Source organism: Parasphingorhabdus halotolerans (assembly GCF_012516475.1).
Taxonomy (GTDB): Bacteria; Pseudomonadota; Alphaproteobacteria; order Sphingomonadales; family Sphingomonadaceae; genus Parasphingorhabdus; species Parasphingorhabdus halotolerans.
In genome coordinates, this window is record NZ_CP051217.1 from 2,706,945 (window position 1) to 2,728,003 (window position 21,059).

Consider the following 21,059-nt stretch of genomic DNA (forward strand, 5'->3'; position numbering starts at 1 on the left):
TCACATCTTCATGGCGCAAATTTCAACCAAGGCCAACCGGCATTTAGGACGCAGCGGCAATCGCCCCCATCATCAGCTCCTGATCCTTGCGGGTCGGGTTGCCGCGCAGGCATAGTCCGCCATTCACTTGCAGGTTTTCGCCAGTCATATAGCATTCGTCGCTGGCAAGGAATACGGCCGCAGCGGCAATATCCTCGCTCGTGCCAATCCGCCCCAGCGGATAGCGCGCTTCAAAGGATTCGACCAATCCCGGCACCTGATCGACACCGGCAGTCATTGGCGTCCTGGTGAGGCCTGGCGATATGCTGTTTGCACGTATACCGTGCTCGCCAAATTCATGGGCCACGCAGCGGATGATATGATCTGTGGCTGCCTTTGTACCCATATAGGCGGCATGGTCGTTGAGCATGATTGTCGCGGTGGCAGAGCTGATCTGGATCAAAGAGCCGCCACTGGGTTTGTTGTCACTCATCGCCTTGATCATGGCCTGATAGAACTGGAACGGCCCGGTGAGTTGCAATGCCGCCATCATTTCCAACTCTTCACGGGTGTTTTCCAGAAACGGTTTCAGAAAGCCCACACCGGTTGCATTGATCGCAATATCAACGCCGCCCATCTGGCTCTTTGCACTTTCCGCCAGCGCTTGGATATCTGCTTCCACCGTCAGATCACAGAGCGCATAATGGCCACTGATTTCTGTGGCGAAACGCTTCAGCTCATCTTCTTTGCGTCCGGCAACCAGAACATCAGCACCCTCATCGCGGAAACGTTTGGCGATAACCTGCCCCATATTTCCCTGCCCGGCGGCGCCCAATATGACTGATTTTTTACCTTCAAGACGTCCCATTTTGCCTGCTCCTTTATTAGATTATTGGTGCCACTTTAGTGAAACAGAACCAGCGTCCGCCACTGTCATTATGGCTATCAGAAGCCGGCCAAGAAAAGGCCGGAGCAGCCCCAGCTGTCCGGCCTCACCTAGATCAACGGGAGGGTTGATCAGAACTTGAATTTGGCTTCGACGAACACCTGCCGGCCACGGTTTTGCGTAACAATCAAATCGTCACCAACTGGGAGACCAAGTCCTGGTCCTGCAAGGAACGGACGTCCGCCGCTGGTGCTGGTAATGATTTTATCGGTCAGGTTGGTACCAATCAGGGACAGCTTCCATTTGCCATCCGGATGGCCAACGGAAATCGCACCGTCAATGGTGACATAGCTGTCCTGACGCAAATCCGTGAGCGTATCGTCATTGGTGAAATACGAACCGCTGTATTGGAGGTTGCCATTGAGTCCGAATTCAAGGGCATCGCCCATTGGGATAGCCCAGTCAAAAGCGACATTCGTTGCAAATTTCGGAGCACGAGCTGCCTGACGGCCGTTCAAATCCACATCATCTGCATTACCGGCAATCCCGTCGGGACCGGGGCCGGTGATAAACGCCTTGCTATATTTAGTGTCGGTATAAGCCAACGCGCCCGAGAAATTGAGGCCTTCGATAGGGGTGCTCCATGCCCAATCTATATCAAATCCCTTACTTTCCAATTGGCCGGCATTCAAAGTCACAAACTGAATGGTTGTCGCGTTGAAATTCTGCACCTGCAGATCGTCAAATAGATAGTAGAACACAGAACCATTAAGCGTCACGCTACGATCAGCAAATTGCGATTTTATTCCGATTTCACCGCCCTTGCTAGATTCGGATTTAAATATCAGCGAACCAAAATCTCCGCTGAGAGCCGCAGCGCTCAAGGAATTGGATGGCAATGCACTATTGTCAATGCCACCCGATTTAAAGCCTGTTTTGAAAGCAGCATAAACATTGATGTCATCCGTTGCCTGATATCTCAGTGAGACTTCTGGCGAGAAGTTAGAATCCGAAAAATTGATCGGACCGGAGAAAAAGCCACTGCCGATAAATGCTGGTCCAGGGCCCAAGAAAGCGTGGACATAGGGCACCGTAATCGTATTGACCTTGGTTTCGTCGGTCCAGCGCAAGCCACCAGACAATTCAAGCTGTTCGGTCAAGTCCAGCGTTACGCTACCGAAGAAGGACAGCGCTTCGGTCTTGGTATTGTGCTTTTTGAAGTAGTCATAGGTATTGCCCGTTATCGGATCAGGTGCGATAATCGAGATGTTGACTGCCTGCTGGGAAGTATCGAAATCAATTTCGCGCGATTCGTAGAATGCACCGAGCATGAAATTGAACATCCCTTCATAATCACTAGCAATACGAAGTTCCTGCGTGAACTGCTCGGTACGGTTGCGCGGATCACTTGACCCAAAACCTTGCGGCGAACCAACGCCATTCACTGCAGCAAGCGCCGGAGCGATCAGCCCAACAGGTACACCGCCAGGATTAAATGCCGGACCGACGCCCTGATAGCTGTAGCTGTCAAAATCTACTGCGTCGAGGTTGAGATATCCAGATACAGAACTGAGCGTCAGGCTGTCTGACAGATCAAGGTCCCATTTCAATCGACCAAATATGATTTCAGTTTCACCAAACGGATGCCCAGGATAGCGCCCGTTTGCGCCGGCACTGCCATCGGGGAATTTTACAACTGCGGTCGGAGATGGATCGGAAGTAGGATATAACTGGTCTTTGTCGTTACAATTTGCTCCTGACGGAATCGCGATTGCTCCGCCGAGCAAAACTATCTCGTCGGCTCTGCCGTTCGGACCGCAATTCAGGTCCGCTTGTCCTATAGCCCCATCATTCTCGTTGCGGACATAATTCAATTTCAGGTTGGCATTGAACCGGTCCGACGGATCCCATTGCAGGGTGACGCGACCGACAAAGTCCTTTGTGCCCCGATTTCTAATAAGCGCCGGGATGCCCGGCTGGATTTTGGCAAATTCGCTAATATCCGTATATTGTGCAGCCACACGAATCCCGAGCGTATCACTGATGGGACCGGAGATATAACCACCGATATTGTAGCCTTTTTCCTCAAACTCATATGATGCCTTGCCGCCGACTTCCCAAGTGGAAGTTGGATTGGCTGAACGAATGGCAACCACGCCTGCCGAAGCACTTTTTCCGAAGAAGAGTGATTGCGGACCCTTGAGAACATCAATCTGGGCAACGTCAAAAAAGCCGGCTTGCACAATACGCATGGTGCTCACTTGCACACCGTCAAAATCAAAGGCGACAGCAGAGTCGAAAGCGGCTGAAATATTGGAAGATCCTACGCCACGAAGGCTGATCTGGCCACCAGACCCGGAACCGCCAACCTGCACATTGAGAGAAGGCACACGGCTCACCACATCGGCAATCTGATCAACCTGAAATTTGTCCAGCGTGTCGCCGGCAATCGCCGTCACGGTAACAGGCACTTCCTGCAATGACTCGGTCTGTTTGCGAGCAATCACGGTGATGATAGTGCTATTGGCTTCTTCATCAGCCTCCTGCGCCATTGCGGGGGCCGAAAAACCGGCAAATGCCAATGTTGCGGCGGAGCCCATCATCAATCCGCGAACAGCCTCTTTGCCGAATACGGATTTGTGGTTTTGTGTTTCTGTGGTCATTGCTCTCTCCCAAATCACACCGGCTTGATGGTCCGGCGTTTATCCTAAAAAATCTGACGGTTTCTTGCCCGTTCTGTTGATCTCACACTAAGCAGCGTTTCGGCTATGCTCAGCTAGCCAAATTGATAGCAACTTCCCAAAACTGTGATATTCGCGCAACAAATGCAGGTTTCCGTTACGGAAAACGTCGGAAATCTGCCATCGTAGTGACGAGAAATCGCCCGCCTAACGATTGTGATAAGGTTCGGTTGAAGGGTGCTGGACCTAAACTTATTGGACTTGGGCCTAACGATATTAAGCGTTGTTTTCTTCGAGAAAAAGCCTGCCTAGTATCGGGCAAAGGGAGATGGGCTATGGGTAGGTTAAACGGGAAAATCGCGATTGTAACGGGCGCAGGATCCGGGTTGGGGAGGGCGATCAGCATCGCATTTGCCCAGGAAGGCGCGCGGGTTGTCGCGACCGATCTTGATGGTGAAACCGCTACGGTGACCGCTGGGATGATTGGTGAAAATGCCGTCGGCCTTGTGCAAGACGTTGTAGAAGAAGCGCGCTGGAAAGCCGTTTTTGCGGAAACTGAAAGCCATTTCGGACGCCCGCATATTTTGATCAATAACGCTGGTCTGGTTTTGCCCGCGACCATAGAAGATTGTACGCTGGAACAGTTCCGGAGACAAAATAGTGTGATGCTGGAGGGTGTGTTTCTGGGGTGCCGGGAAGCGGTCAGGTCGATGAAATCAAGCGACCAGCTCTGTTCGATTATTAATTTGAGCTCAATGGCAGCGCTGCAAGGCTATTCACCCTTTGTTGCTTATGCAGCTGCCAAGGGCGGTGTGCGCTCCATGACCAAATCAGTCGCGATGCACTGCAAGGAGCAGAATTACCCAATCCGCTGCAACAGTCTGCATCCTGCCGGCATCGACACGCCGATGGTGCGGCAAGAAGCAGTGGGCGCGGGGGGTGATGAAACGCCGGAAACAGGGATGATCCCGCTCGGCGGATTGGGCCATCCCGATGATGTCGCCAATCTCTGTGTCTATCTAGCGAGCGATGAAAGCCGGTTTATGACCGCAGGCGAATATCCTGTGGATAACGGCACTCTCTATCAGCCGCAGATGTAGCTAAGCTGCACTGGCTCCCATAACCTCTGCCATTTGCCCCTGAAACTCGGCCAGATCGAAATAGTCACGCCATTTGGTGATCTTGCCATTTTCAATTTCAAACGTGCCCATCACGCGGATGGCTATCCATTTTTCGCCGATACGGAATTTGTCGGTGCGTTCGGTTAACACCACATGGCCGGTCGCTGCGATATGATGGACGTCCCATTGCGCACCGTCAAAATTGAAACCACCTTGATCAAAAAAAGCTTTGACCTCGGCCATTCCGTTGCACGGTTCCATCGGGATATTATGATAGAAAATATCCTCTGACATCGCGCCATAGATCGCATCATAATCCAGCCGGTTCCAAGCATCGATGAAATCCAGAACAAGCTTTTCATTGGTACCTGACATATCAAAACCTCCCTTGTCGTGATGTCCTAGTCAGCGGGTGATACATCCAAAATCATCTTGCCCTGATTGCTGCCCGAGAAGAGTTTCATGAAGGCATCATAGGCATTTTCAATCCCCACATCGATATCCTCGTCAAACTTGATTTTTCCTTCCGCGACCCATTGGCCCATCGCCGCAGCGCCTTCGGCAAAGCGGGGTGGATAATCGCGGACAAGGAACCCCTTCATCGTCGCTTGTTTGACAATCAATTGCCAGATATTGCGCGCGCCAACCGGCTCTTTGCTGTTATATTCGCTAATCAGGCCGCAGATGATGATACGTGCCTTTTCGTTGAGATTGTTGAGCCCCGCGTCAAGAATATTTCCGCCGACATTTTCAAAGATAATATCAACACCGTTTGGCGCTGCTTCGCGGACGGCAGCTTCCAAAGCCGCTACGTCTTTGCCGCGATAGTCAATGGCTGCGTCATAGCCATAATCGCTGACAAGCCGGGCGCATTTGTCTGCGCCGCCCGCGATACCAACCGTCCGGCATCCCTTGATCTTGGCGATTTGCCCGACGAGCGAGCCTACTGCACCGGCTGCTCCGGACACCAGCACGGTCTCCCCTTCTTGGGGCTTGCCATCGTCAAGCAAGCCAAAATAGGCCGTCATGCCAACCGCTCCCAAGACCGACAGGAAATTGGTTGGCGATGGCGCAACGGAGACATCGACGGGGAAGGTAAACCCGCCTGACTGTCCGACGGAATATTCTTCTATCGCGCCCAGCCCCATCACCCATTGGCCTTCCGGGAAATCTGGATTTTTGGAAGCCTGAACGCGCCCCATCGCGCTTGCGCGAACAGCATCGCCCAATGGGATGGGCGGCATATAACTTGGCCGGTCATCCATCCATCCGCGCTGTGCCGGGTCGAGGGAGATATAATGATTGCGGACAAGAAACTGGCCGTCCTGCAATTCGGGTAAGGTTTCTTCGACCAACTTGAAATCATCCGGTTTGGGCTCGCCATCGGGACGTTTGGCGAGGGTGAATTTGCGGTTGGTGGTCATGATCTATCCTTCATTTGCAATCTTGTGGGCCTTCTTGATCTTTTTCGCCAGTGACCATTTATGCACCTCGGTGGGTCCGTCATAAACTCGGAACGCGCGCACCTCGCGGAAGACCTGTTCTACAACTGTATCTTTGCTGAGGCCGGTTCCGCCCATGACCTGCACACAATTATCGGCGATCCGGAACAATGCTTCGGACACAGCGACCTTCGCCATGGAGCTTTCAGTTGTGCCCAGATCGCCGGTATCAAGAACGCTGGCGCACCAGTCGATCATCATTTCGGCCTGCTTGAGGTCAATCTGGTTTTCCGCCAGCATGAAACCGACGCCTTCATGGTCGACCAGCGGCTTGCCAAAAGCCTGACGCTTGCAGGCATAGTCGCTTGCGATTTCCTGGGCGCGATCACAGCAGCCGAGCCAGCGCATGCAGTGGGTGAGCCGGGCCGGTGCCAACCGCACCTGGGCGTATTTAAAGCCTTCACCGCTCTCGCCCAGCATCTGGTCTGCTGGCACGCGCAGGTTATCTATATTCACCACGGAATGACTGCCCGGCATCGAGCTATCGATGGTATCAAGTACCCGCTCGATTTTTATCGCCGGATCGGGGAGATCAACCAGAAACATAGTCGCGCCGTCATCAGATTTGGCCATGATTATGCCGACCTTGGCGCCCTTTGCACCAGTGATGAAAGTTTTTCGGCCATTGATGACCCAATGATTACCATCCGGTTTTGCGGTGGTCAGCATCATGGACGGATCGCTGCCCGCGCCATTTTCATCTGCCGGTTCGGTCATAAAAAAAGCAGACCGCGATGTCCCTTCGACGAGTTGATCGAGGAAACGCTTTTTCTGTTCGGGTGAGGCGCACTTGCCGAGCAGATACATATTGCCCTCATCCGGCGCGAATGTGTTGACCGCTAATGGCCCAAGTGGAGAAAGGCCGGACTTGCGCAGGATGAGCGCCGTATCCAAATGCGAGAAGTGGCTGCTATCATCCTTGATATGCGGTGTCAGAACACCAGCTTCTCTAGCGAGCGCACGCATTTCCTGAACGAGATCATCGGTTGGCCCGTGGTCCTCGCAACGCGGGTCTTTTTCGTAAGTAAAAATTTTACTGCGGACGAAGCTTTCCACTTTATCGGCCATAGCAATCGCTTCGGGTGTGACTTGGTTGTTCAAAATGTGTTCCTAAAAACTTGTTCGTCATCCTGAATGTGTTTCAGGATATTCAATAGCCCTGTAAGCACTTTAGGAATGCTGAAACAAGGTCAGGATGACGAGAATGTCTTGCTATCACCGCTGCAATATCGTCACCGCCGCCACACCGGGCGCGCCGTAAACCTGCGTATAGGCTGTCTTCGGATCGCCGGGCACCTGACGCTCGCCAGCGGTTCCTCGCAGTTGCACGACATTCTCGTAAACCTGCCGCAGTCCTGATGCGCCGATCGGTTCTCCGCAAGCCAGGCAACCGCCATCCGTATTTACCGGCAGCTCGCCGTGAATTTCGGTGCGGCCTTCGATCAGCCACTTTTCCTGATCGCCCGGCGGACAAAAGCCATTCTCGGCCATATGCATGATTTCCGCACCTGACTCGGTATCTTGCAGTTGCGCCACATCAATATCTTCCGGACCAACACCGGCTTGCTCGAAAGCAGCCTTGGCGGCAATTTCAGTTGGCGTGCCACCGCGTTCAACATCAATGGAAGCGGCAAAAACTTCAAACGATCCTGGGGGCCGGGTGCGCATAACCGATGTTTTAAGGCGGATCATCGGCCCGCCGAGTTCCTTCGCCTTTTTCTCGCTCGCCAAAATAAGTGCCACCGCGCCCTCGGCGGGCGAGCAGAACATATATTTATTGAGTGGATCAGATATCATTGGCGCGGCCATGATTGTTTCGAGATCAACCTCGCTGCGCCGCCAAGCATGGTCGGTTTTCGCGCCATTGCGAAATGCCTTTTCCGATACCCGGCCCAGCGTTTCGCGGCTCAAACCATGTTCGTGCAAGTAGCGCATGATCTTCGCACCGAAGAACTGTGTGGTGAGCATATAGCCGGCCTCTCCATACCAGTGGGGCAGGCCGTAGCTTGCAGGGTCAGCATTGAACGCGCCGCGGGGATGCTTGTCGAAACCAACTGCCATGCCAAGCTCATATTCGCCTGACTTGATCGCACTCGCTGCTGCATTGAGCGCGGAACCGCCAGTTGCGCAGCCATTGGAAACATTGATAAACTGGATACCCGTCAGGCCCAGGTGCGAGACCATATTATCAGCCGCGCCCGAAGCCGCAGAACCGCCAAAGGCAAATTCGACATCTTCCCATTTTATGCCAGTGTCGGCCAAAGCCTGTTTTACCGCAAAGACACCCTGCGCCATGCCATCCCGGCCTTCTGTCCGGCCAAAGGGATGGATGCCCGCTCCTACGATGCATACGTCTGACATGGTTTTCTCCTAAACGGGCTTGAATGCGTGAATAAGTTTTTGCTCGGCAACCGGGGCATCGGGATCAAGCGGTATAACGGCTAGCTCTACTTCCATGCCGATTTTGACATCTTCCGGTTCAACGCCGGTTAGCCGCGATTCCACCATCGTCTGCCCGGGCAATTCGACATAAGCGACAATATAAGGTTTGAATGTTTCGATATCCGTCGGCCCCAAATAAGGCGATTTAGGTGGAAAGCGTTGGACGGTATAGGTCCAGACCGTCCCGCGCGACGCCAGAGGGAAGGGTTCAATATTATCGGCCTGATTGAGCGGAAGCGGGAAAAATATCTGTCCGGTATCTGTGTTGCGCGCACCGATCAGCGCGCTCATGTCTTCAGTAAACAGGTTTTCGGCTATTGGCTGTGGACTCACACCATCTCTCCCTTTTCCAGCGATATCATTAGGCACAAACCGGCAGCCGAATAACTGCCAAAACGGCTAGGCTGTCTGGTTCAATATCCCGGATGAACGGCCAGCATCCCGCCATCAACCAGTAGATCGATGCCCGTAACAAACCCTGCATCATCGCTGGCCAGATAGACTGCCGCACCGGCCATTTCCGAGCCTTGGCCGATCCTGTTCATCGGCGACATGGCGGCGGCCATTTCCACCATATTGGGCACAATCTCTGCAGCCGCGTCGATTATTGCGGTTTGCGTTGCACCCGGCACAATGTTATTGCAGCGGATATTATATCCGGCATGCGCGCAATGCACGGCAACCGAGCGGGTCAACAGGCGCACACCACTTTTGGATGTCGTGTAAGTGACATCGCTGGGTAGCGCGGTGAAGGCGGACGTTGATGCAATATTGATGATGGACCCCGATGAACCACCGGGATTTTCCTTCATTATTTTTATAGCGTTTTGGCAACCCAGCATCACGCCGGTGAGGTTGATGCCCAGCAGATGTTGCCAGCTTGTGAGATCGACATCCTCGATATTTTTCCCGATGACAATCCCGGCGTTGTTGATGAGCACATCGAGCCGCCCGAATTGCGATTTCGCGCGGGCCATGACCTTCTTCCAACCTGTTTCATCGGAGACATCCTGTTTCAGAAAAAGCGCGCCCGCTTCGGCTGCGACTTTCTCCCCAAGCTCTTGCTGGATATCGGTTGACAACACCTGGGCACCTTCTTCGATAAAACGTTTTACCATTGCAGCACCTATGCCAGATGCCCCGCCGGTGATGATCGCGGTTTTTCCTTCCAATCGCCCTGTCATTATTGTGCTCCCTTATCCTATCAATTGTGCCAGACGCTCTTTTGCTCAGTTGTGCCCTATTCTTGTCGCTTGAACGAATGAGGTGATGTCATGCCAACCCCTGAACATATGGCCGGTGCGGTGCGCCATTATCTTGCCGCGATCAACGCGGGGACATGCAGGCTGTGCTCGATCTTTACGCCGATGATGCCGAGGTGGAAGATCCGGCTGGCACTGAGCCAAAGAGAGCGGACCAGATTCTTGAATTTTATACCAACGCTTTTGCTGGCGGCGCGAAGGTTGAACTGACCGGCGAAATATGCCTTAGTACGGCGACTGCGGCTTTCCCGTTCAAAGCCGAAATCAAGTCGGTCGAGGGGCCGGTGACGCGGCTTCACGTTATCGATATTTTTGAATTCGACCAAGCGGGCAAGGTGCGAAAGATGACAGCGCATTTCGGGCCAGCCAATATGACCGTTACCGACAGCTAGGCTGTTTTCAATAGCCGGACCGTTTTGCCAAGCGGTCAGCATGAAATCCTGCATCACCAAACATCTGCTGCGCCATATGGACGCGCTTGAAGTAGAGTCCGACATCATATTCATCGGTGACGCCAATCCCGCCGTGCATCTGGATGGCTTCCTTCGTCGCGAGTTGCCCGGTCATACCCGACTTCGCTTTGGCCATTGAGCAAGTAGCCCCCGCACTTTCAAAATCGTCATCAAGCAATTGCAACGACTTCAGCACAGCCGATTTCGTCATTTCAATTTCGGTTGCCAGATGCGCCGCGCGGTGCTGCAGTCCCTGAAACGAGCCGATTTTCCGGCCAAATTGTTCGCGCTCTTTCAGATAGTCTGTCGTCATCTCAAAAACCTGTTGGGAGCTACCAGATATTTCCGCGCCCAAGACAGCGCGGCCTGCGCGCAATATGCCTTCCAGAGCTTCAAAGCCGCCACCAACTTCGCCCATGATATCATCTCCGGTAACTTCGAGGCCATCGACCGTGATATTGGCAGCGTTGCGACTGTCTACCATTGGCGTATGTTCGCGGGAAATTTCCGCAGCATTGGCATCTACCAGAAACAAAGTGATGCCCGCTATGTCATCCGCATCACCCGATGTCCGCGCAGCAATGATCAGCTTGTCTGCAACATGGCCGTCTGCAACAAATGTTTTGGAGCCGGAGAGAACATAACCGTTTCCTGATGTTCTGGCCGTAAATTCTATATGATTGGGATTGTGACGCGGCCCTTCATCGACCGCGAGCGCGAACAGTTTGCTGCCATTACAAATTGTACCAAGGTTTTTTTCTTTCTGCGCTAATGTTCCATATTTCTGAATCGCCGTTGCCCCTAAAACAGATGTTGAGAAAAACGGCGAAGCTGTCAAATGGCGGCCCATTTGTTCGGCCAAAACCCCGGCGCCAACATAGCCAAATTCACTACCGCCAAATTCTTCCTCGACAATGATCCCGGCCCAGCCCATTTCTGCCATGTCCGCCCAGAGCTCACGGCAGAAACCATCCGGCGTTTTACTGTCGCGCACCTTGCGGAAAGCGGATACAGGCGCGTTTTCGCTAAGGAACCCGGCGGCGGCATCCTGCAACATTTTCTGTTCTTCGGTGAGTATCAGCGACATATTCAGCTTTCTTCGCGACGAGCCGTCAAGCGTCAGGCAGTTCCAAGACCCGCTTGGAAATAATGTTCAATTGCACTTCGGTTGTGCCCCCCAATATCGAATAGGCGCGGTTGTACAGCCACATGTTGGCAAGGCTGCCATATTCGATGCCGTCCTTCCCGACGGTTGCCGCTTTGGTACCACCAATATCCATTCTGAGCTCGGTGCCCTTTTTGGTGAGCTCGGACGCAGCATATTTGAGCATTGATGATTTCGCGCCCAGACCGTTACCCGCATTGGCCTCATCGTTCATCCGTTCGACCGTCAGCGTATAGGCCCAATCGTCAATCTCGGCCCGCACGATACGCTCACGAAGAGACGGGTCGGCAAGTCGTCCCGCCTCATCCAAACCAATTTCACCAGCTGCAAATTCACCAAGATTATCGGGGCCTGTCGTGCCGCGCAGAGGCGAGGCAGTTCCAAGCATCCCGCGTTCATGGACCAGCAGTGCCTTCGCCACATCCCAGCCGCGATTGACTTCGCCGACTACCGCCGGATTGCCCGGGCCATATTCTTTCGGCACTTTGACATTATCAAAAAAAGTCTCGCAAAACGGGGAATGACCTGAGATCAGGATGATCGGTTTAACCGTGATACCTTCGCTCGCCATATCCAGCAGAATGAAGGTTATGCCTTTATGCTTGGGCGCGTCAAAATCCGTGCGGAAAAGGCAGAAAATCCAGTCGGATATATCCGCGTTCGACGTCCAGATCTTCTGACCATTGAGCAGCCAATGATCAACCCCATCGATGACGACTTCTTCACATTTGGATTTGAGCGAGGCGAGATCGGAACCGGCACCGGGTTCGGAATAGCCCTGACACCAGCGGATTTCGCCATTGGCTATGCGGTTGAGATGCATGTCCTTCTGTTCATGGGTGCCATACGCCAATAACGCAGGGCCAAGCATCGAGATACCGAAATTGCTGAGCGGCTTGCGCGCATTAATTCGCTGGCGCTCTTCTTCCAGGATTTTAGCTTCGTCAGTCGACAGGCCAGCGCCGCCATATTCTTTGGGCCATGTTGGCACCGTATAGCCTTTTGCCAAAGCGCGCTCAAACCAAAGCTTTTGCGCATCGGACTGGAACTGCCACTTGCGGCCACCCCAGCATTGTTTCTCCGCTGTCATGTCGCCGTCGCGCATTTCCGGCGGACAGTTTTCTTCCATCCACGCCCTTGCTTCACTGCGAAATTGTTCCAGATCGCTCATTGGCTACCTCTCGTAATTAGACCGTCATATTGCAGACGGGCGGCGGCTGGCACTGCGCAATTAGTTAGCGCGTTTTGTTAGCCCGCCGGATGGCAGCCTAGTCGAGTTTCAACATTTGTTTACCGAAGTTTTGTCCGCTAAACAGGCGTTTGAGTGTATTTGGAATATTGTCAAAACCTTGCTGAATATCCTCTTTGTAGGTTATTTTTCCTTCGCTGATCCATTGACGAAGGCGCTTGCGAGCTTCGGGAAACTCACTGGCATAGTCGCTGACAATGAAGCCCGACATTGAAGCGCGCTTGAAAATCAGGTTGAAATAGTTTTCAGGACCAGCGGGCAGATTGCCTGTTTCGTAACGCGAGATACCGCCGCAAATCGCGATCCGGGCATTCATCGCAATATGGGCCAGCGCATCGTTCAATATCTTGCCGCCGACATTATCGAAAAATACATTGATCGACTGATCGCAAAGCTCTTTCAAACCCGCGCGAACATCTTCGTTTTTATAGTCAATTGCATGATCATAGCCGACTTCGTTGACTAGCCACTCGCATTTTTCCTTGCCGCCCGCGATGCCAATAGTCCGGCATCCGGCGATCTTTCCGATTTGCCCGACCATCGAACCGGTCGCCCCAGCCGCGCCGGAGACGACCAGCGTATCGCCCGGCTGCGGGCGACCATGTTTAAGCAGGCCGAAATAGGCGGTGACACCTGTGGTGCCAAGCGCGCTCAAATTGGCGGTCAGCATGTCGTCATTCTCAATTTTTTCAATTTCACGACCATGTATATGCGCATAATCCTGCCAGCGCAGCATGCCCATCACCTTGTCGCCTTTGGCAAAGCCTTCATGGCGCGACTCGATAACTTCGCCGATACCGCTCCCGCGCATGATCTCGCCGATTTCAGTTGGTGCGACATAGCCACCGATATTTTCCATCCAACCCTTGAGGGCAGGATCAAACCCGAGAAACTCGTTTTTTACCAGCACATGCCCATCAGCACATTCCGGCACCTGCGTCACAACTTTCTTGAAATCATCGTCTACAAGTCCGCGTCCTCTTGGGCGCCCGTTAATCAGCCACTGCCGGTTGTCAGTCATAAATTTGCTCCCTTGGAATGATTGCAGGGGTGTTAGACCGTTTTGGGTTGCAGGACGTACTGCCAGCTTTGATAGCTTGTGGGGGGATGCAAACATTGCCGGTCCGTGTCATAGTCGGAATATGAAAAGGTTGTTTGCGACCATCATCGGGATATTGGTGCTTGCCGTGGGCGGCCTCTTTCTGGGTCGCGCCCTTATGGGGTGGGACGATGGTATGGACTATCCGAGATCCGAAATCCACGGAACTACAGCGGGTAACAAAGCGTTCGTCGCAGGGGGCATCGGCCTGTTTCGCGTGCTCGATAGTTGCGAATATTATGATATTTCCGATGGCGAATTGCATAGTTGTCCGGACCTTCCCAGGCCGCTGCATCATGTCGCCATGGCGTCGGACGGAAAGACGGTTTTCGCCTCAGGCGGCTATATCGCTTTGCCTTTTGAGCAAGATCCGAATGGTACTCTCTTTGCGCTGGAAGACGGATCGGCTGAATGGGAAGCCATTGCAAAACTACCGCATCCGATTGGACAACATGCCATGGTCTATCGGGATGAAAAGCTATACCTTGTTGGTGGCCAGAGAGGCACAACCGACCTTTCCACCTTATGGTCCTATGATATTGGTACCGGCCAATGGGCAGAGAAAGCGCTCATGCCAACGGCCCGTCATTCCCACGCTATCGCAGTCGCCGACAATATTCTCTATGTCAGCGGCGGTCGAAGCAAAGCGCTCGGCACCGAGATTGATATCATCGAGGCTTATGATTTTGCGAGCGACCAATGGAGGGTGTTGCCAAAAATGAAAACCGGCCGCGGCGGGCACAGCTCGTTTGTTCGCAATGGCAAGCTTCACATTATTGGCGGCGAGTCGATTAGCGGTAACGGTTTGATCGCCAGCCATGAAATACTGGACCTGCAATCCCAGCAATGGTCTTCCGGCGCACCGCTTAAATTCCCCCGCCATGGTTTTGCGATTGCCGATTTTGGAGCCGATGGTGACGTCTATGCAATCGGTGGCGGCGCGCGAGCAGGGCTACAAACGATCTATTCGGTGACGGCGACGATCCAGAAAGTAAACGGCCAAAAAATAAGCGACTAGAAAATGGAAGGCCAGAAAATAGAAAAAACAAGGGAGGCGGAGGGTGCAGAATAGTCAAACCGGCGGGCCGCTGATCTATGCCCTTACGTGCGGCTATATAACCCTGCCGACCAGCTATTTTATCAGCGGGGAAGAAGGCAAGACCAGAGTGCCAGCCTGCGTTTTTCTGATCGATCATCCTAGAGGCCTCGCGCTTTTTGATACGGGTTTTAGCGATCGTTTCATCGGGATGGAAAAAGGGCTCGGCAAGATTGTCGAAATGCCTGACGAACATTCCATTGCCCAACGTCTGCGCGCGCTTGATGTTGATCCGGATAAAATCGACTGGATCATCAATTCCCACCTCCATCTTGATCATGCAGGCGGCAATCATATGCTCCCCAACGCGACGGTGATTGTACAAAGCGAGGAATGGGACTTTGGCTTCTCGGGCGAAGATGGCGCCTATGCCAAAGAGGATTTTGATACCGGTCAGCCAGTCAAGCGGATCATCGGAGAGCATGATCTATTTGGTGATGGCAGCGTTATCCTGTTCCCCACGCCCGGGCATACACCGGGCCACCAGTCGGCGCGTGTGCGCACAGCAACGGGGGAGGCCGTGCTGGCAGGCGACTGTTGCAATTTCCGCCGCTCGCTCGATGAAATGCGGTTGCCAGAAGCGGTGTACAACGCTGATCATTACCGGGGTTCATTGCAAAAACTCTCCGCGCTCAGGCGGGCAGGGGCCAAAATCTTCTACGGCCATGATCCCGATTTCTGGGAGACCGTCCCGCAGGCGAAAGAACTGGATTTGAGAGCAGTCCAATGATCGCTCACTCCCTATAACAATAGTGGCGAGTGGCCTTGGCTGCGCTATGAAGTTTGGACAGCTAACATCCCATAGAGGATGATCACATAAAGGAGCGAAGCTTTGGCAAATACACAGATGGCAGACAAAGACGTCCTGATCGATATTTTCACCCGCGCAGATCTTATCATGCAGTCGGATATTAAATTCCGTCAGATGATTGGTGCCGGGCAATTGCAGATCGTCTATTATCCTGTTCGCGGACAGGAAGTTGTGTCCTCGGCGATGATGGCAGCGGTTAATCAGGATGATTATCTGGTGACAATCTACCGCGGTCTCCATGACCAGCTGGCCAAGGGTATTCCGTCCAAAGACCTTTGGGCAGAATTTGCCGGCAAGATGGCGGGAACCTGCAAAGGCAAGGGTGGGCCGATGCATATCACCCACCCAGAAACCGGCGTGATGGTAACAACCGGTATCGTGGGTTCCGGCATCCCGATTGCCAATGGCCTTGCACTAGGCAGCCAGCTCGATAAGGATGGGAAGGTCACCGTCTGCTGCTTTGGCGATGGGGCTTCCAATATTGGTGCCTTTCATGAAGGACTGAACATGGCGCAAGTCTGGAAATTGCCAGTCATATTCCTGTGCCAGAATAATCTTTATTCCGAACATACACCTATGGCCTTCGCGACTAGTTCTGACTCGATCAAGCAGCGCGGAGACGGCCTCGGAATGCGCTCAGTGCAAGTAAACGGAAATGATGCCAGCGCAATGTACGCCGCGGCCAAAGAAGCGGTCGAACATGCCCGCGCCGGCCACGGCCCGACCCTGATCGAGGCGATGACCTTCCGCTTCCACGGCCATCTGCTCGGCGACACCAGCCACTATATTCCTAAAGAAGAAATGGAGCAGGCTAAGAAGGACGATCCCATGCCAATCCTGCGCCAGCAATTGCTCGACCTACAGGTTAGCGAAGCCGATATCGCAGCGATTGAAGCCAAAAACGCAGGGATCATCGAAGAAGCATCGCAGTTCGCACTTGATGCCCCCTATCCTCCCGGTGAGGAATATCGCATCGATGTTCTGGATGTGGAGATTGCAGCATGAGCGACGATAAGAAACCCGCAGAAATTATGTTTGCACAGGCCTGTAACATGGCCATGGCCAAAGCCATGGAAGATGACCCCAAGGTCATCATCATGGGTGAGGATATCGCTGACGAGCAGGGCGGCGGTGTATTTAAAGTGACATTAGGTCTTTCGGAAAGATTCGGTACCGACCGTGTACGCTCGACGCCAATTTCCGAGCAAGCCATTGTCGGGGCGGCGGTTGGATCCGCCATGGTTGGCTATAAACCGGTTGCCGAAATCATGCTGATGAATTTCATCACCGTGGCCATGGACCAAATTGTCAACCACGCGGCCAAGCTGAGGTTCATGTCCGGCGGTCAAACAACAGTTCCGTTGACAATCCGCACGACGACCGGTGCGGGCACCGGCCTTGGTGGCCAACATAGTGACATGCTCGAGGCATGGCTCGCGCATGTGCCCGGTCTGAAGGTCGTTGCCGCATCCAATCCGGCAGATGCTTATGGCCTGCTATATTCTTCGATCATGGATCCCAACCCGGTGATCTTTATCGAGAATACGCCGGGTTATTTTGTCAAAGGCCCGGCCCCAGCGCCGGATCATTCGGTTCCTCTCGGGAAGGCATCTGTCCCTCGCGAAGGAACTGATATCACCCTGATTGGCTATGGTAGCAGTATCAGCAGATGCCATGGAGCGGCAGATAAATTGGCGGAAGACGGTATTTCCTGTGAGATTGTGGATTTGCGCACCATCGCGCCATTTGACGAGGAAACCGTGTTGAAAAGCGTCGCGAAAACCAAGGCCGCAGTCGTGGTCCATGAAGCGGTAAGAAACTTCGGCGTTGGCGCGGAAATCTCTTCGCGCATCCATGAAGAGCTTTTCTCCGACCTCAAAGCACCTGTTGGCCGCGTCGGATCAGGCTATGCGCCGGTGCCATTCTCTCCAACAATCGAGAAGGCCTGGATGTTCAGTCAGGATGATGTCGAGCGCGAAGTGCACAAGATTTTAGGATAGAAGAAAACATATGGCTACTGAGATTCGTATACCGAAACTGGGTTTCAGCATGGAGGCTGGCATCCTCGCCGAATGGCTGGTTGAGGATGGTGCCGATGTTACGGCTGGTCAGGAAATTTACGCCCTGGAGAACGAGAAATCGACCCAGGAGGTTGAATCGCCAGCAACCGGCAAACTCAAGATCATAATCGCCGCTGACGGTGAGGAATATCCGGTTGGAGAACTCATTGGTACGATCGAATAATCTACCGGCACGACACCCTTTGAGCCTATCACTATTGTTAGCAATGTTTGGTTGACTGCAAAACCAAACAGCGCAACAAGCAGCCTATAAGAATAACAGGTCGCGCGAGGATTGCTGTCGGATGGCTGAAAATTTTGTCGATAATATTCCGCGTGTCGGGCGTGAGCGTTTTCGGAAAAACTTGGACAGTGTTACGATTACCAGCCCTGCGGAAATTCGTCCCGCTGCTGAAGCTATTCATGAGATCGCGCAATCTTACAATCTGCGCATAGCCGCCAGCGCTGACATCTCGTCAAAAGCCCATATGGTTGATGCGGATGGCGAGATTTTGAACAAGGAAGTCTTCGGCTGGGTCGCAGAAGGCGAGCGTTGGTGGGAAGATACCCGCCTTGCATTAAGCTCTCCGCTACCCCGTGCCTGTCGTTACGAAAGCGAACCGATGTGGTGCAATACGGAGGGATTTCACGGACATTGGAAAAACGAATATCTCGATGAGATTGACCTCAAGGAATATTACAACCAGACGACCGGCGCGCTCTGTGGCATTTTAATTCCGGTGCACCTGCCGTTTGGGCAAATAGCGGCGGTCAGTTTCTCTCCGATAGATTATAGTGTCACCGATTTGAGCGAACCCTATCGGCTTTATTCCGATTTTCTCGGTATCGTGACTGCTCGATTTATCACCGGCTATGTGCTTGCGATGCGCGAAAAGCATCGGATGCCTGCCAATTGCATTCTCTCCAAACGGGAAGCGGAATGTTTGCACTGGGCGGCGATTGGCAAGACCGACAAAGAAATCAGCATGATTCTGTCGCTCAGCCATGCGACGATCCGCTATCACGTTAATCGGGCCGGGACCAAGCTGAACAGCGTCAATCGTGGTCAGACGATTTTCAAGGCAGGGCAACTGGGATATTTGGGCGCGACCGACTAATTATTTCCGCAATATCGCGAACACCGCGCTCATCGTCATCAGCACTTTTTCACCACATAGTATCCGTCCGCTGCAATAGGCGGTGCGTTTGCTCATCCTGTCGATTGTCGTATAGGCCTCAACCCAATCATATAGTTTAGCCGCCGCCAGATAGTTGGTGTTGAGGCTCATCGTCGCCACCGGCAAACGCGGCCGCTCCGCCTCGTGCACTTGCAAACTTAACGCGACATCGGCCAGAGTACCCAGAACCCCGCCATGCGCGACTTTGATATGATTGATCTGCCCTTCATGAATCCGAGCGCCAACAACGATGCAATCATCATCCTGCCGGACATAATAAGGGCCAGCCATATCGAGAAACGGGCTGGAAAATCTCGCGCGTTCAAAGTCGTCCGGAATATTTTCCAACGTTTAAGCCGCTAGTTTGGCTTTTTTCCGCTTAGGGCTTTTCGGCGGCTCTTCGCTATCCAGCCACTTGTTCAGCGTCTCATGGAAATGACGCAACTTGCTTTCCTGATACTGAGCAAATGTCGCAATACCATTAGGCTGGCTTTTGGCTCCCTTTTGCATCGCTTTGTGATTGAGATAATCCTGATTGAATATCTTGGTCAGATAGCTGCCAAATTCCGTGGCCTCCGTATAATCGTCTTCCAGATCGAGAAACGTGCATTTGGCAGGCGCGGGGCGTTCAGCTCCCTCTGGCAAGGCAACCATGAACCGCACTTCATGAAAACATTGTTCCGGATTATTGCCGTCCGGCATGAAACGGTAAAAAATCGGATTGAAATCGGCCCAAGGGCTGATGTTCGGAAACACACTGTAGAAAATCGCGTCGTTCAAATCAGCATCGCTGATATTATCAACCATATCCCCCAGGCGGGCCGCATTTCTTCTCGGCGCGCCTTCGCCGCGCGGTCGCGGAACACGCGCATCGGTTCATCATTATACGCTATTGGTGTATCTTCTTCGCCGGGCGCAATCTTGCCACCAACCCAGTTGCACATATGCAAGTCAGCGGATTTCAGATCGCCTTCGATATAGTTGGCATACATATCAAAAATACCGCTTTTCCCATTGGGCATGGAAACCTCGACCCGGTTTTCTTCGAGGCGGCGGAACGTGTGTTTGCTGATCGGGTGGATGAAACTCTGGAATGCTTTGCCATCAGGAAAGGATTCCGGATTGGGGTTTTCAAAGTCTGTGTGCGGGCTGGGCGGACCATCGGGAGACATCGCCCGTGATACATTGTGCCACACATCATATTTGCTATTCGCATCGCCAAAGGCAGGCATCAGGACAGGGTGCGTGCCAACCACGTGATAGGATTCCATAAAGGCTTCCTGCGCAATCTTCCAGTTGCACGGCAGACGTTTTACGAGATGTGCTGCAACAAAGCGGCGTTCAAAAGGGATTTGGAAATGGCGATCAAGATCACCGAGAAAATCTTCGAGCGGCTCGCAGTTCGGGTCCGGGTTGATGAAAACAAAGCCTCCCCATTCACCCACACGCACATCCTGCAGCGAATGCGTTTTCTTGCTGACTGAGGGAAAGTCCCACTGGCAAGGCACTTCCTTCAGCGTGCCATCGAGTTCCCATGACCAGCCGTGGAACGGGCAGCGCAGCGCTTTTTGCCCCTGCTTATGATTGTCGCAAATCGCGCGACCGCGGTGCATGCAGCTATTGGGAAAGGCCTTGATCTCGGTTTCCGAAACACGAACAATCAGGAACGAAAGTTCGGCGATGTCATAAACATGAGTGTCACCGACATTGGGAATATCGTCCTTGTGACAGGCCATTTGCCAGACCCGTTTCCAAAGTCGCTCAACCTCGCGGTCATGCTCTTCCTTTGTCCAGTATCTATGTGTTTCAACGGTTGTAACACCCGGTTCCATAGGCGAGTCTTCAAGAAATATAGCTGGCGGAGGAACAGTGTCGCTCTCCAATATCTCGTTGTAGGAAATACCGTTCGACCGATTATGTCCGGTTAACGTTTCAACCATTGTCTTCTCCTGAAAAACTACGCGAGTTCTATTTTGGCCAAAATAGCGAGAAACAGCATTGATGCCACTAATGAATCTGGCAGCAAACGGACGCGCCGTGCCTAGTGGTTTTGAGAGGGTTGGTTCGCATTGCTAC

General features: G+C 53.0%; 22 protein-coding genes. 8 read left to right on the top strand and 14 right to left on the bottom strand.

Annotation, left to right across the window (positions count from 1 at the left end; genetic code table 11):
- Positions 1-43 precede the first annotated feature (43 nt).
- Entirely contained in the window at positions 44-847 is an 804-nt protein-coding gene (locus tag HF685_RS13340; RefSeq protein WP_168820417.1) for an SDR family oxidoreductase, read from the bottom strand.
- Between the two features lie 149 nt (positions 848-996).
- Positions 997-3,528 carry a TonB-dependent receptor gene (locus HF685_RS13345; protein WP_168820418.1) on the bottom strand — a complete coding sequence of 844 codons (2,532 nt, stop codon included), beginning with the start codon at positions 3,526-3,528 and terminating at the stop codon, positions 997-999.
- Positions 3,529-3,881: 353 nt separating this feature from the next.
- Here HF685_RS13345 and HF685_RS13350 point away from each other — a divergent pair, with 353 nt between their 5' ends.
- On the top strand, positions 3,882-4,646 hold the full coding sequence (locus tag HF685_RS13350; RefSeq protein WP_168820419.1) for an SDR family oxidoreductase: 765 nt from the start codon (positions 3,882-3,884) through the stop codon (positions 4,644-4,646).
- Here HF685_RS13350 and HF685_RS13355 read toward each other — a convergent pair whose 3' ends face one another.
- From HF685_RS13355 to HF685_RS13380, 6 genes are all read right to left on the bottom strand, one after another.
- Positions 4,647-5,042: a limonene-1,2-epoxide hydrolase family protein gene (locus HF685_RS13355; protein ID WP_168820420.1), complete on the bottom strand. Its 396-nt coding sequence runs from the start codon at positions 5,040-5,042 to the stop codon at positions 4,647-4,649.
- Positions 5,043-5,068: 26 nt separating this feature from the next.
- Positions 5,069-6,091 carry an NADP-dependent oxidoreductase gene (locus HF685_RS13360; RefSeq protein WP_168820421.1) on the bottom strand — a complete coding sequence of 341 codons (1,023 nt, stop codon included), beginning with the start codon at positions 6,089-6,091 and terminating at the stop codon, positions 5,069-5,071.
- Between the two features lie 3 nt (positions 6,092-6,094).
- Positions 6,095-7,237, bottom strand: coding sequence for an acyl-CoA dehydrogenase family protein (locus HF685_RS13365; RefSeq protein WP_168821525.1), 1,143 nt, complete (start codon positions 7,235-7,237; stop codon positions 6,095-6,097).
- 147 nt (positions 7,238-7,384) lie between these two features.
- Positions 7,385-8,530 (bottom strand): thiolase family protein, encoded by a 1,146-nt coding sequence (locus tag HF685_RS13370; protein WP_168820422.1) that lies wholly within the window; start codon positions 8,528-8,530, stop codon positions 7,385-7,387.
- Positions 8,531-8,539: 9 nt separating this feature from the next.
- On the bottom strand, positions 8,540-8,944 hold the full coding sequence (locus tag HF685_RS13375) for a Zn-ribbon domain-containing OB-fold protein (protein ID WP_246218620.1): 405 nt from the start codon (positions 8,942-8,944) through the stop codon (positions 8,540-8,542).
- An 80-nt stretch (positions 8,945-9,024) separates the two neighbouring features.
- The gene (locus HF685_RS13380; RefSeq protein ID WP_168820423.1) at positions 9,025-9,795 is read right to left on the bottom strand and encodes a glucose 1-dehydrogenase; all 771 of its coding nucleotides are present in this window, start codon (positions 9,793-9,795) and stop codon (positions 9,025-9,027) included.
- A gap of 164 nt (positions 9,796-9,959) precedes the next feature.
- Here HF685_RS13380 and HF685_RS13385 point away from each other — a divergent pair, with 164 nt between their 5' ends.
- Complete coding sequence (locus HF685_RS13385; RefSeq protein WP_168820424.1) at positions 9,960-10,265, top strand: nuclear transport factor 2 family protein; 306 nt, start codon at positions 9,960-9,962, stop codon at positions 10,263-10,265.
- Between the two features lie 7 nt (positions 10,266-10,272).
- Here HF685_RS13385 and HF685_RS13390 read toward each other — a convergent pair whose 3' ends face one another.
- The 3 genes from HF685_RS13390 to HF685_RS13400 form a co-directional block, all read right to left on the bottom strand.
- Positions 10,273-11,412 (bottom strand): acyl-CoA dehydrogenase family protein, encoded by a 1,140-nt coding sequence (locus HF685_RS13390; RefSeq protein WP_168820425.1) that lies wholly within the window; start codon positions 11,410-11,412, stop codon positions 10,273-10,275.
- A gap of 25 nt (positions 11,413-11,437) precedes the next feature.
- Positions 11,438-12,661, bottom strand: a complete 1,224-nt coding sequence (locus HF685_RS13395; RefSeq protein ID WP_168820426.1) for an acyl-CoA dehydrogenase family protein — start codon at positions 12,659-12,661, stop codon at positions 11,438-11,440.
- Positions 12,662-12,758: 97 nt separating this feature from the next.
- On the bottom strand, positions 12,759-13,760 hold the full coding sequence (locus HF685_RS13400) for an NADP-dependent oxidoreductase (RefSeq protein WP_168820427.1): 1,002 nt from the start codon (positions 13,758-13,760) through the stop codon (positions 12,759-12,761).
- A 121-nt stretch (positions 13,761-13,881) separates the two neighbouring features.
- Here HF685_RS13400 and HF685_RS13405 point away from each other — a divergent pair, with 121 nt between their 5' ends.
- The 6 genes from HF685_RS13405 to HF685_RS13430 all read left to right on the top strand — a co-directional run bounded on the left by HF685_RS13405 (position 13,882) and on the right by HF685_RS13430 (position 18,923).
- Positions 13,882-14,856, top strand: a complete 975-nt coding sequence (locus HF685_RS13405) for a Kelch repeat-containing protein (protein ID WP_168820428.1) — start codon at positions 13,882-13,884, stop codon at positions 14,854-14,856.
- 43 nt (positions 14,857-14,899) lie between these two features.
- Positions 14,900-15,664 carry an N-acyl homoserine lactonase family protein gene (locus HF685_RS13410; RefSeq protein ID WP_168820429.1) on the top strand — a complete coding sequence of 255 codons (765 nt, stop codon included), beginning with the start codon at positions 14,900-14,902 and terminating at the stop codon, positions 15,662-15,664.
- A 102-nt stretch (positions 15,665-15,766) separates the two neighbouring features.
- Entirely contained in the window at positions 15,767-16,750 is a 984-nt protein-coding gene (locus HF685_RS13415; protein WP_343040056.1) for a thiamine pyrophosphate-dependent dehydrogenase E1 component subunit alpha, read from the top strand.
- Positions 16,747-17,745 carry an alpha-ketoacid dehydrogenase subunit beta gene (locus tag HF685_RS13420; protein ID WP_168820430.1) on the top strand — a complete coding sequence of 333 codons (999 nt, stop codon included), beginning with the start codon at positions 16,747-16,749 and terminating at the stop codon, positions 17,743-17,745. Before HF685_RS13415 ends, HF685_RS13420 begins: the two co-directional genes overlap by 4 nt.
- Positions 17,746-17,755: 10 nt before the next feature.
- The gene (locus tag HF685_RS13425; RefSeq protein WP_168820431.1) at positions 17,756-17,989 is read left to right on the top strand and encodes a biotin/lipoyl-containing protein; all 234 of its coding nucleotides are present in this window, start codon (positions 17,756-17,758) and stop codon (positions 17,987-17,989) included.
- A 121-nt stretch (positions 17,990-18,110) separates the two neighbouring features.
- Positions 18,111-18,923: a helix-turn-helix domain-containing protein gene (locus HF685_RS13430; RefSeq protein WP_168820432.1), complete on the top strand. Its 813-nt coding sequence runs from the start codon at positions 18,111-18,113 to the stop codon at positions 18,921-18,923.
- Here the strand turns inward: HF685_RS13430 and HF685_RS13435 are convergent, their stop codons facing one another.
- The 3 genes from HF685_RS13435 to HF685_RS13445 are packed head-to-tail and all read right to left on the bottom strand — an operon-like array spanning position 18,924 to position 20,923.
- Positions 18,924-19,274 carry a PaaI family thioesterase gene (locus tag HF685_RS13435; protein WP_211051195.1) on the bottom strand — a complete coding sequence of 117 codons (351 nt, stop codon included), beginning with the start codon at positions 19,272-19,274 and terminating at the stop codon, positions 18,924-18,926. It lies immediately after the preceding gene.
- Positions 19,275-19,334: 60 nt separating this feature from the next.
- On the bottom strand, positions 19,335-19,790 hold the full coding sequence (locus HF685_RS13440) for an SRPBCC family protein (RefSeq protein ID WP_168820434.1): 456 nt from the start codon (positions 19,788-19,790) through the stop codon (positions 19,335-19,337).
- A complete protein-coding gene (locus HF685_RS13445) occupies positions 19,760-20,923 on the bottom strand; it encodes an aromatic ring-hydroxylating oxygenase subunit alpha (RefSeq protein WP_168820435.1) in 1,164 nt (387 codons plus the stop codon). The genes HF685_RS13440 and HF685_RS13445 overlap by 31 nt, the downstream gene beginning before the upstream one ends.
- Positions 20,924-21,059: the final 136 nt, after the last annotated feature.

Bases quoted from the DNA above. Each gene is read 5' to 3' on its own strand.
- HF685_RS13405 (WP_168820428.1), top strand. From the start codon at position 13,882: ATGAAAAGGTTGTTTGCGACCATCATCGGGATATTGGTGCTTGCCGTG.
- HF685_RS13425 (WP_168820431.1), top strand. From the start codon at position 17,756: ATGGCTACTGAGATTCGTATACCGAAACTGGGTTTCAGCATGGAGGCT.
- HF685_RS13380 (WP_168820423.1), bottom strand. From the start codon at position 9,795: ATGACAGGGCGATTGGAAGGAAAAACCGCGATCATCACCGGCGGGGCA.
- HF685_RS13420 (WP_168820430.1), top strand. From the start codon at position 16,747: ATGAGCGACGATAAGAAACCCGCAGAAATTATGTTTGCACAGGCCTGT.
- HF685_RS13350 (WP_168820419.1), top strand. From the start codon at position 3,882: ATGGGTAGGTTAAACGGGAAAATCGCGATTGTAACGGGCGCAGGATCC.
- HF685_RS13340 (WP_168820417.1), bottom strand. From the start codon at position 847: ATGGGACGTCTTGAAGGTAAAAAATCAGTCATATTGGGCGCCGCCGGG.
- HF685_RS13435 (WP_211051195.1), bottom strand. From the start codon at position 19,274: ATGGCTGGCCCTTATTATGTCCGGCAGGATGATGATTGCATCGTTGTT.
- HF685_RS13400 (WP_168820427.1), bottom strand. From the start codon at position 13,760: ATGACTGACAACCGGCAGTGGCTGATTAACGGGCGCCCAAGAGGACGC.
- HF685_RS13395 (WP_168820426.1), bottom strand. From the start codon at position 12,661: ATGAGCGATCTGGAACAATTTCGCAGTGAAGCAAGGGCGTGGATGGAA.
- HF685_RS13440 (WP_168820434.1), bottom strand. From the start codon at position 19,790: ATGGTTGATAATATCAGCGATGCTGATTTGAACGACGCGATTTTCTAC.
- HF685_RS13360 (WP_168820421.1), bottom strand. From the start codon at position 6,091: ATGACCACCAACCGCAAATTCACCCTCGCCAAACGTCCCGATGGCGAG.
- HF685_RS13390 (WP_168820425.1), bottom strand. From the start codon at position 11,412: ATGTCGCTGATACTCACCGAAGAACAGAAAATGTTGCAGGATGCCGCC.
- HF685_RS13430 (WP_168820432.1), top strand. From the start codon at position 18,111: ATGGCTGAAAATTTTGTCGATAATATTCCGCGTGTCGGGCGTGAGCGT.
- HF685_RS13345 (WP_168820418.1), bottom strand. From the start codon at position 3,528: ATGACCACAGAAACACAAAACCACAAATCCGTATTCGGCAAAGAGGCT.
- HF685_RS13445 (WP_168820435.1), bottom strand. From the start codon at position 20,923: ATGGTTGAAACGTTAACCGGACATAATCGGTCGAACGGTATTTCCTAC.
- HF685_RS13370 (WP_168820422.1), bottom strand. From the start codon at position 8,530: ATGTCAGACGTATGCATCGTAGGAGCGGGCATCCATCCCTTTGGCCGG.
- HF685_RS13355 (WP_168820420.1), bottom strand. From the start codon at position 5,042: ATGTCAGGTACCAATGAAAAGCTTGTTCTGGATTTCATCGATGCTTGG.
- HF685_RS13365 (WP_168821525.1), bottom strand. From the start codon at position 7,237: ATGGCCGATAAAGTGGAAAGCTTCGTCCGCAGTAAAATTTTTACTTAC.